Below are 6,466 nucleotides of genomic sequence, written 5' to 3' on the forward strand. Positions count from 1 at the left end.
ATTTTTTAGTCATAAACTTAGCGGTCCGCCAACGCATCCCGGATGGCCGTTTCAAACGCTACCGGCCGGGTCGTGGGTGCAAACCGGTTCAAGACCCGGCCATCCCGACCAATTAAAAACTTCGTGAAGTTCCACTTAATGCGCCCGTGACCGGCCGTTTGTTTTAAGTAGCGAAATAGCGGATCGGCCCGTTCACCGTTGACGAATACCCGTTTGGTCATGGGAAACGTCACGCCGTAGTGCCGCTGACAATAGTCGTGGGTTGCGGTGTCGTCGGCCTTTTCCTGGTGAAACTGGTTCGACGGCAGACCTAAAACGACTAGTCCTTCGCCCCGATACTTTTGATACAATTCCTCTAAACCCTTGAACTGGGGAGCCAGGCCGCAATTACTGGCCGTATTCACAATCAGTAACACTTGCCCCCGGTACTGGGAAAGTGCGAGGGTGTCACCATTCATTTCAGTTTCCGTAAAATCATAAATTGACGTCGCCACGAGCAACCCCTCCTTAATCACATTAAATTTTTGGACTAACTAACCTTAGTAAACCACAAATTGATGATTTTCTAGTGAACTTTGCTTTCAAACTGATAAATTTTGTTTGCGCTTCCGAAATAAAACCGTTACACTGAGTTTATCATCCACAATAGCAACTGGGGTGCCAACTACGGCTGAGATAATACCCATTGAACCTGAATCTGGACAATGCCAGCGCAGGAAGCAATGCTTTATTTGGGGAACCATCAATCACGACTTAGCCGCCTACCACCGCTCCACACGTGGTAGGCGTTTTTTGTCGCACGGGGGCTGTGGGTGAACAATTATTTTATGGGAGGTTTTACTCGTGAAGTGGGTAAAAGACTGGTATTTAAGCGACATTATTTTATTAGCATTAATTGGCGTTTTCTTTGGCATCATTTTTCTAGGAACCAACTACGTTTATGACGTTCTTACCGCCGTATTTGCGCCCCTAGGACTCAGCCAAATTCCTAACGAACTGCTTCTGGGCCTCTGGTGCATGCCCGGAATGCTCGCCGGATACATGCTGCGAATCAAAGGTGCATCGGTTTTAGGTGAATTTCTCGCGTCGGTCGTCGAAATGTTGTTTGGCGGCCAGTGGGGCGCGTCGACCATGATTTCGGGAATCTTACAAGGAATTGGTTCTGAACTAGGATTTACACTGACCCGCTACAAGCATTATGACTGGTTAGGTTTAGCTGCCACGGCCGCAACCACCACGATCGTCACCTTCGGCTGGGACCTCGCCCGGAGCGGTTACGGTAAGTTACAGCTGTGGTTGTTGCTCCTGTTCTTCGTGGTGCGGTTCTGCTCGATGTTCGTCTTTGGCGGCTTGTTGACCCGGGCCATTACCGACTTATTAGACCGTAGTCACGTGCTCAAAACGACCCACACTAACTAACTTTTTTGGAGGCTTCTACCCATGGCGACGATTGCGCTTGAACACTTATCCTATACTTACCAAACGGCGCAGACGCCCATTTTTGAGCACGTCACGGCAAAGTTCCCCGCCCATCAATTCACCCTATTGACGGGGCCTTCGGGGACCGGCAAGTCGACCCTCTTACAACTGATGGCGGGGCTCCTACCCTTGCCGGCCGATCACGGCCACATTTGCTATGACCAAACGCAACTGCAAAACATTTCTGCCCCGGACCGTTCTAAGCGGGTCGCCATGATGTTTCAGAATCCTAACCAGCAGTTTGCCATGGATACGGTCGAACACGAGCTTATTTTTGCACTAGAAAACCAACGAACGGACCCCCACATTATTCATCACCGACTAACCAGCGCCCTTGATTTTATTGGAATTCGGGAGTTGCAACACCGGTTGTTAAACCAACTATCGGGGGGCGAAAAGCAAAAGGTGGCTCTGGCCGTCATCGTCGCCATGGACAGCGACGTTATTTTGTTAGACGAGCCGTTTGCCAGTGTCGATCCAGACGCCCGGGTCAGTTTACTCCGGCGGCTAGTTGAGTTGCGTGATCAGCGGGGCAAGACCATCATCTTAGCCGACCACGATTACGCCGGCTACGACCAAATTGTCGACCACGTTTTACAAATTACACCGACACACCAGGTGGTCGAATTGTCCCGTAGTGACTGGCCCGCCTTCTTTGCGGCCTTTCAACCTCAAACGTTACCGGCCTGGTTCCTGCCAGTACCGGTCGACCAGCCGCTCTTTGCCCTCCACCAAGTCGGGCTACGGCAGGGCCAACACGAGTTGGTGCGTCCAACCGATCTACAGCTACACGCGCACCGTAACACCCTGATCACTGGCGCCAACGGAACTGGCAAGTCCACGCTCTTTGAAGCCCTGGTTCGCCTCAACCCGTACAGTGGCACCATTAATTATGACGGCCATGACATTCAAAAATTGCGCCGTAAACGTTATGCCCGGCACGTCGCCCTCCTGTTTCAGGACGCCGAGGCCCAATTTTTTAACATTACGGTTGCCGAAGAACTGGCTCAAAGTCAAAAATACGCGTACGGGGACTACTTTACCCCCACCCGCATCCAATCGGCCTTGACCCAGTTAAACTTAGCCGGACGTGATGAGCAGGTCATTTATACCCTGAGCGAGGGTCAAAAAAAGAAGCTTCAAATTTTGTTAATGCTGATTATGCAGTCACCGGTCCTACTAATGGACGAACCGCTGAAGGGGCTCGATCTAAGTTCCATTCACGCCCTAGTCAAGTTACTTCAAACGGTGCAGGCGGCGACCCAGCAGACCCTGATCATCATTAGCCACCAACTAACCGGGCTGACACCGTTGATTGATTACCATTTACGCCTGGCCGACCACCAGTTGCAATACGTTGGGGAGGTACGCCATGAATCCTAGTTTGAAGCTGTTACTCTTACTAATTGTGGCGTTAGAAATCTCGTTTACCACCATCGTCAGCTTAAACGTCGCCCTAGTGATCCTCGCCGGCATCTACTTACTGGCTAAGCGGGTCAAACTGCGAACCCTCCTCTGGTTATTGATCGTGCCCCTAATTCCCGCTATCGGTCTCTGGAGCACCCAGTACATTAACGGGACTGGTCAAAAAGAATTGATGGCCTGGGTCCTGTTTACCCGGATCTACGCCTTCGTTTTTACCGGCGCTACCCTAACGTTAACCACCGACGTACTTGAACTGACCGATTCGCTCGAACAAAACTGCCACCTACCCGCCAAATTTGCGTACGGCGTGCTGGCTGCTTACAACTTAGCACCTAAAATTAAGCACGAAGTCCAAGTGATTCGCGCAGCCGGTTTAATGCGGGGCCAAACGTTATCATTTTGGTCCCCCCAGCTCTATTTCAAGGCCATTTTAATTTCCATTACTTGGTCTCAAAATTTAGCTCAGGCCATGGCGTCCCACGGGTTTGTTGAGGACGCCCCGCGGACCCACTACCGTAAAGTTCGCGTCCGCCCCGTGGACTGGGGGCTGCTAATTGGTGGTATCATCCTGTTACAACTCGGCGTATTCGTGATGCCGTGGCACTAATTTATTGACGTTAATTACAATTAAACGAGCCGTTTTCAGTGTTTTGACCCCTGAAAACGACCCGTTTTTAATTTAATTAATTTTTAGTTGCAGCGTCAATTTTTCGTTTAAGTGCCTGAATATCCGCCGTTTTTGCGTTCGAATCCGCCATCAACTGATCGTACTTAAACCGTAATAACGGTAAATCAACCGTTGCCGATTGCGCCCGATGGGGAACCGTATTCGGATCAACTAACTGCTGATGCTTAAGGGTTAGCGTCCGGGTCGCGACGGCCGTCCGAAACGGTTCGTCGTGGGAAACAAAAATAACGGTTCCCGGATAATTTTGCAAGTAGTCCGCCAAGGCGTCGAGCGCGTCAACGTCCAAGTAGTTGGTCGGTTCGTCCAACATTAAAACGTTGTAGTTTCCAACCAAGATGCGTACTAACTGTAATTTGACCAGTTCCCCACCACTAAGTTCAGCCACCAACTGCGGATAAAACCGGGCGGGTAACCCCAATGCTCCTAACACGTTACGGATGGTTTGGTCCGGCAAGTTACTGGCCCGCCGCACCGTTTGCCAAACCGTTAACTCACCATTGAGCGCCGTCATGTCCTGGTTAAACACCCCAACTTTAGCGGCTGGCGCCAAGGTTAATCCCCTGGTTTGACCAGCCAAAACGGCTTCCAACAAGGTTGTTTTTCCACTACCGTTGGGGCCCACCAAGGCCACCCGAGCGCCGGGCTTGATTTGAAAAGTGGCGCGCGTCAGTAATGTTTTTCCGTACGCGGCTAGTGTTACGTTTAAAGCCGTCACCACCGTCTTACCCGTAAAACGGGGGAAATCGGTTGCCACTAACTTAAAGCCACTCTGCGTAAACGGCTTTGCCACCGTTACCTCACGTTCGCCCCGTTCAACTAATTTTTTGGCGCTCCGGTCCATTTTTGCCGCGGTAGCTTCCCGTAACGATTTAGAGTTCGCCCGTTCGGCGGCGGTCATTCGACTACTGCCCTTGCGAATTCGTTGGGCCTTTTCATGGCGCGCCTGGGTCGCCTTTTTTAAGTCCTGTAAATGGCGATGTTGCCGGGTATAGGCCGCCTCCTGGGTCGCAAGTTGTTGCCGGGTAATTGCTTGATACTGCGCGTAGTTCCCCGGATAGGCTTGAAATTCCTGGTTCGCCACGGCCCACGTCTCGGTCGTTACGGCGTTTAATAGCTGTCGATCGTGCGAAATTAAAAGCAGTAATCCCCGAAACTGGCGTAATTGTTTGGCTAACCAGTCCTGGTGCGTTTCATCTAAATTAGACGACGGTTCGTCCAAAATTAGAATTTCAGGGCGTTTATTCAGCGCCGCCCGCACCCGGGCCAACATTGCCTGACCACCGCTCTGCTCAAACGTAGGCGCAATTTGCGGCACGTAGACCACCGGTGCGTTTACGATCAACTGACCTTCAAAGTCGTGGTCTTCTCCCGTCAACATGTGGGCCAACGTGGATTTACCAGCACCGTTGCGGCCGACAATGCCGATATGGGCGCTGTCCGACGCGGTTAGTGATTGAATCGTAAATAACGGCCGCCCCGCAATTAATTTTTGTACGTAGCTTAATTTTATTTCTGTCATTTTAAAATCCCCCTTAAAACCGGGATTCTTGGTGGTACCTGGGCACAATCGCGCACAAAAAAAGCGTTCCCGAACCGGGAGCGCTGGCTACGGACTTCGCCAGCACCACTAATTAATCCCAAAACGGACAGTCCACCCCTTAAACGTGGTAATGACTGTTCAGTTACTAGAATTAATTAGTTGCGCATTGGCTGAAATCCTCCGTGTTTTCATAAGTTATTTTATACAATAGCATGGTTAATTTAATTTGGCAACCGGGTAGAGTTGTCTTTAAACATAACTTTCAGTAAACTTAAACTAATTTCTGAAAGCGGGTGTTCGTTGTGAAAAAGATTCTGGCCATCGCCAGCTTTTCCGTCCTCGGTGGTGGATTACGTGAATTGCTTAGTTTAGTGGTCACTTGGCCACAACACTTCTGGATTACGGCCATCATTAACGTTACGGGGGCGTTTCTTTTAAGTTTGGTCACCGGTTTATTGCCGGCCCGGCTGCCGGTTTCCGAAAACGTGGTGACTGGCATGAGTGTTGGTCTGGTAGGAAGTTTTACCACCTTTTCAACTTTTACTAACGAAGCGCTACAATTATTGCGGGGTGAGCATAGCGTTTTGGGTGTGCTTTACGTCGTAACGAGTCTCGGACTGGGGTTACTGGCCGGCCTAGCCGGTAACCTGCTTAGTGAGCGCTGGTCACCAGTGGAGGTCGATTAATGCTGACTTTAACGCTACTCGCTGGCGGTGGTGCGGCAATTGGTGCCCTCGGCCGCTTTGCGATTATGCACTTTGCCCGCCCACTAAACGACCGCTGGCCACTTCCAATCGCTACGCTCTTCATTAACTTGACTGGCGCATTCCTATTGGGCCTTTTACTGGCACGCACCCTGCCCCTCAACTGGCAGGTTTTTCTTGGGACCGGTATTACGGGTGGTTACACCACTTTTTCAACTATGATCAACGAAGTCGTCCTGTTAGCTCGTCATCACCACTGGCACGTGGCCTGGACGTACTTGGGAACCAGCTTAATTGGCGGATTAGCCCTGGCTTTCCTCGGAAACATTTTATAAACTATAATTAATCTGTTTTTTTGGGAAAAACTATTATTATGAAAAAATTCATCACTAATCATCCGTGTTGGAGTATTACGCTCCTACTCGTCATCTACACAATTACGGCACTAATCACGAGTTTAAACGGCTTAGGCTTTTAGTCCTCAAGTCACAAAAACCTGGCAACGGGACTGCTCCGAGTCAAGTAGACAGTTCAAATAATTAAAATAGCTATGCAGTTTTTAGAATGGCATGATTCCGAAATTCTTTCGGGGTCATGCCATTTAGTGTTTCTTGGCGACGCTTGTAGTTA

General features: G+C 50.2%; 8 protein-coding genes and 1 riboswitch. Of the genes, 5 read left to right on the top strand and 3 right to left on the bottom strand.

Annotation, left to right across the window (positions count from 1 at the left end):
- Window positions 1-17 precede the first annotated feature (17 nt).
- Complete coding sequence (locus D1831_RS07670) at window positions 18-494, bottom strand: glutathione peroxidase (protein WP_125072349.1); 477 nt, start codon at window positions 492-494, stop codon at window positions 18-20.
- A 149-nt stretch (window positions 495-643) separates the two neighbouring features.
- Window positions 644-738, top strand: a riboswitch (TPP riboswitch).
- Between the two features lie 105 nt (window positions 739-843).
- Here D1831_RS07670 and D1831_RS07675 point away from each other — a divergent pair.
- From D1831_RS07675 to D1831_RS07685, 3 genes are read left to right on the top strand one after another with little or no spacing between them, the layout of a single operon-like run.
- A complete protein-coding gene (locus tag D1831_RS07675) occupies window positions 844-1,419 on the top strand; it encodes an ECF transporter S component (protein ID WP_125072350.1) in 576 nt (191 codons plus the stop codon).
- 21 nt (window positions 1,420-1,440) lie between these two features.
- Window positions 1,441-2,862 (top strand): ATP-binding cassette domain-containing protein, encoded by a 1,422-nt coding sequence (locus tag D1831_RS07680; protein WP_125072351.1) that lies wholly within the window; start codon window positions 1,441-1,443, stop codon window positions 2,860-2,862.
- The gene (locus tag D1831_RS07685) at window positions 2,852-3,511 is read left to right on the top strand and encodes an energy-coupling factor transporter transmembrane component T family protein (RefSeq protein ID WP_125072352.1); all 660 of its coding nucleotides are present in this window, start codon (window positions 2,852-2,854) and stop codon (window positions 3,509-3,511) included. Before D1831_RS07680 ends, D1831_RS07685 begins: the two co-directional genes overlap by 11 nt.
- A 76-nt stretch (window positions 3,512-3,587) precedes the next feature.
- On the opposite strand, the gene D1831_RS07690 is transcribed toward D1831_RS07685, so the two are convergent.
- On the bottom strand, window positions 3,588-5,111 hold the full coding sequence (locus D1831_RS07690; RefSeq protein WP_125072353.1) for an ABC-F family ATP-binding cassette domain-containing protein: 1,524 nt from the start codon (window positions 5,109-5,111) through the stop codon (window positions 3,588-3,590).
- Between the two features lie 323 nt (window positions 5,112-5,434).
- Between D1831_RS07690 and D1831_RS07695 the strand changes: the two genes are divergently transcribed.
- Window positions 5,435-5,818, top strand: a complete 384-nt coding sequence (locus D1831_RS07695) for a fluoride efflux transporter FluC (RefSeq protein WP_125072354.1) — start codon at window positions 5,435-5,437, stop codon at window positions 5,816-5,818.
- The gene (locus D1831_RS07700; RefSeq protein ID WP_125072355.1) at window positions 5,818-6,171 is read left to right on the top strand and encodes a CrcB family protein; all 354 of its coding nucleotides are present in this window, start codon (window positions 5,818-5,820) and stop codon (window positions 6,169-6,171) included. The genes D1831_RS07695 and D1831_RS07700 overlap by 1 nt, the downstream gene beginning before the upstream one ends.
- A 213-nt stretch (window positions 6,172-6,384) precedes the next feature.
- Here D1831_RS07700 and D1831_RS14930 read toward each other — a convergent pair.
- Window positions 6,385-6,466, bottom strand: an 82-nt coding sequence (locus D1831_RS14930) for an IS3 family transposase (RefSeq protein WP_341483886.1), incomplete at its 5' end; no start/stop codon positions are given.

The organism is Lactiplantibacillus garii (genome assembly GCF_003885105.1).
Lineage (GTDB): Bacteria > Bacillota > Bacilli > Lactobacillales > Lactobacillaceae > Lactiplantibacillus > Lactiplantibacillus garii.

What these genes read in the sequence shown, in the direction of transcription:
- D1831_RS07680 (WP_125072351.1), top strand. Translation starts at nt 1,441, where the DNA reads ATGGCGACGATTGCGCTTGAACACTTATCCTATACTTACCAAACGGCG.
- D1831_RS07685 (WP_125072352.1), top strand. Translation starts at nt 2,852, where the DNA reads ATGAATCCTAGTTTGAAGCTGTTACTCTTACTAATTGTGGCGTTAGAA.
- D1831_RS07690 (WP_125072353.1), bottom strand. Translation starts at nt 5,111, where the DNA reads ATGACAGAAATAAAATTAAGCTACGTACAAAAATTAATTGCGGGGCGG.
- D1831_RS07700 (WP_125072355.1), top strand. Translation starts at nt 5,818, where the DNA reads ATGCTGACTTTAACGCTACTCGCTGGCGGTGGTGCGGCAATTGGTGCC.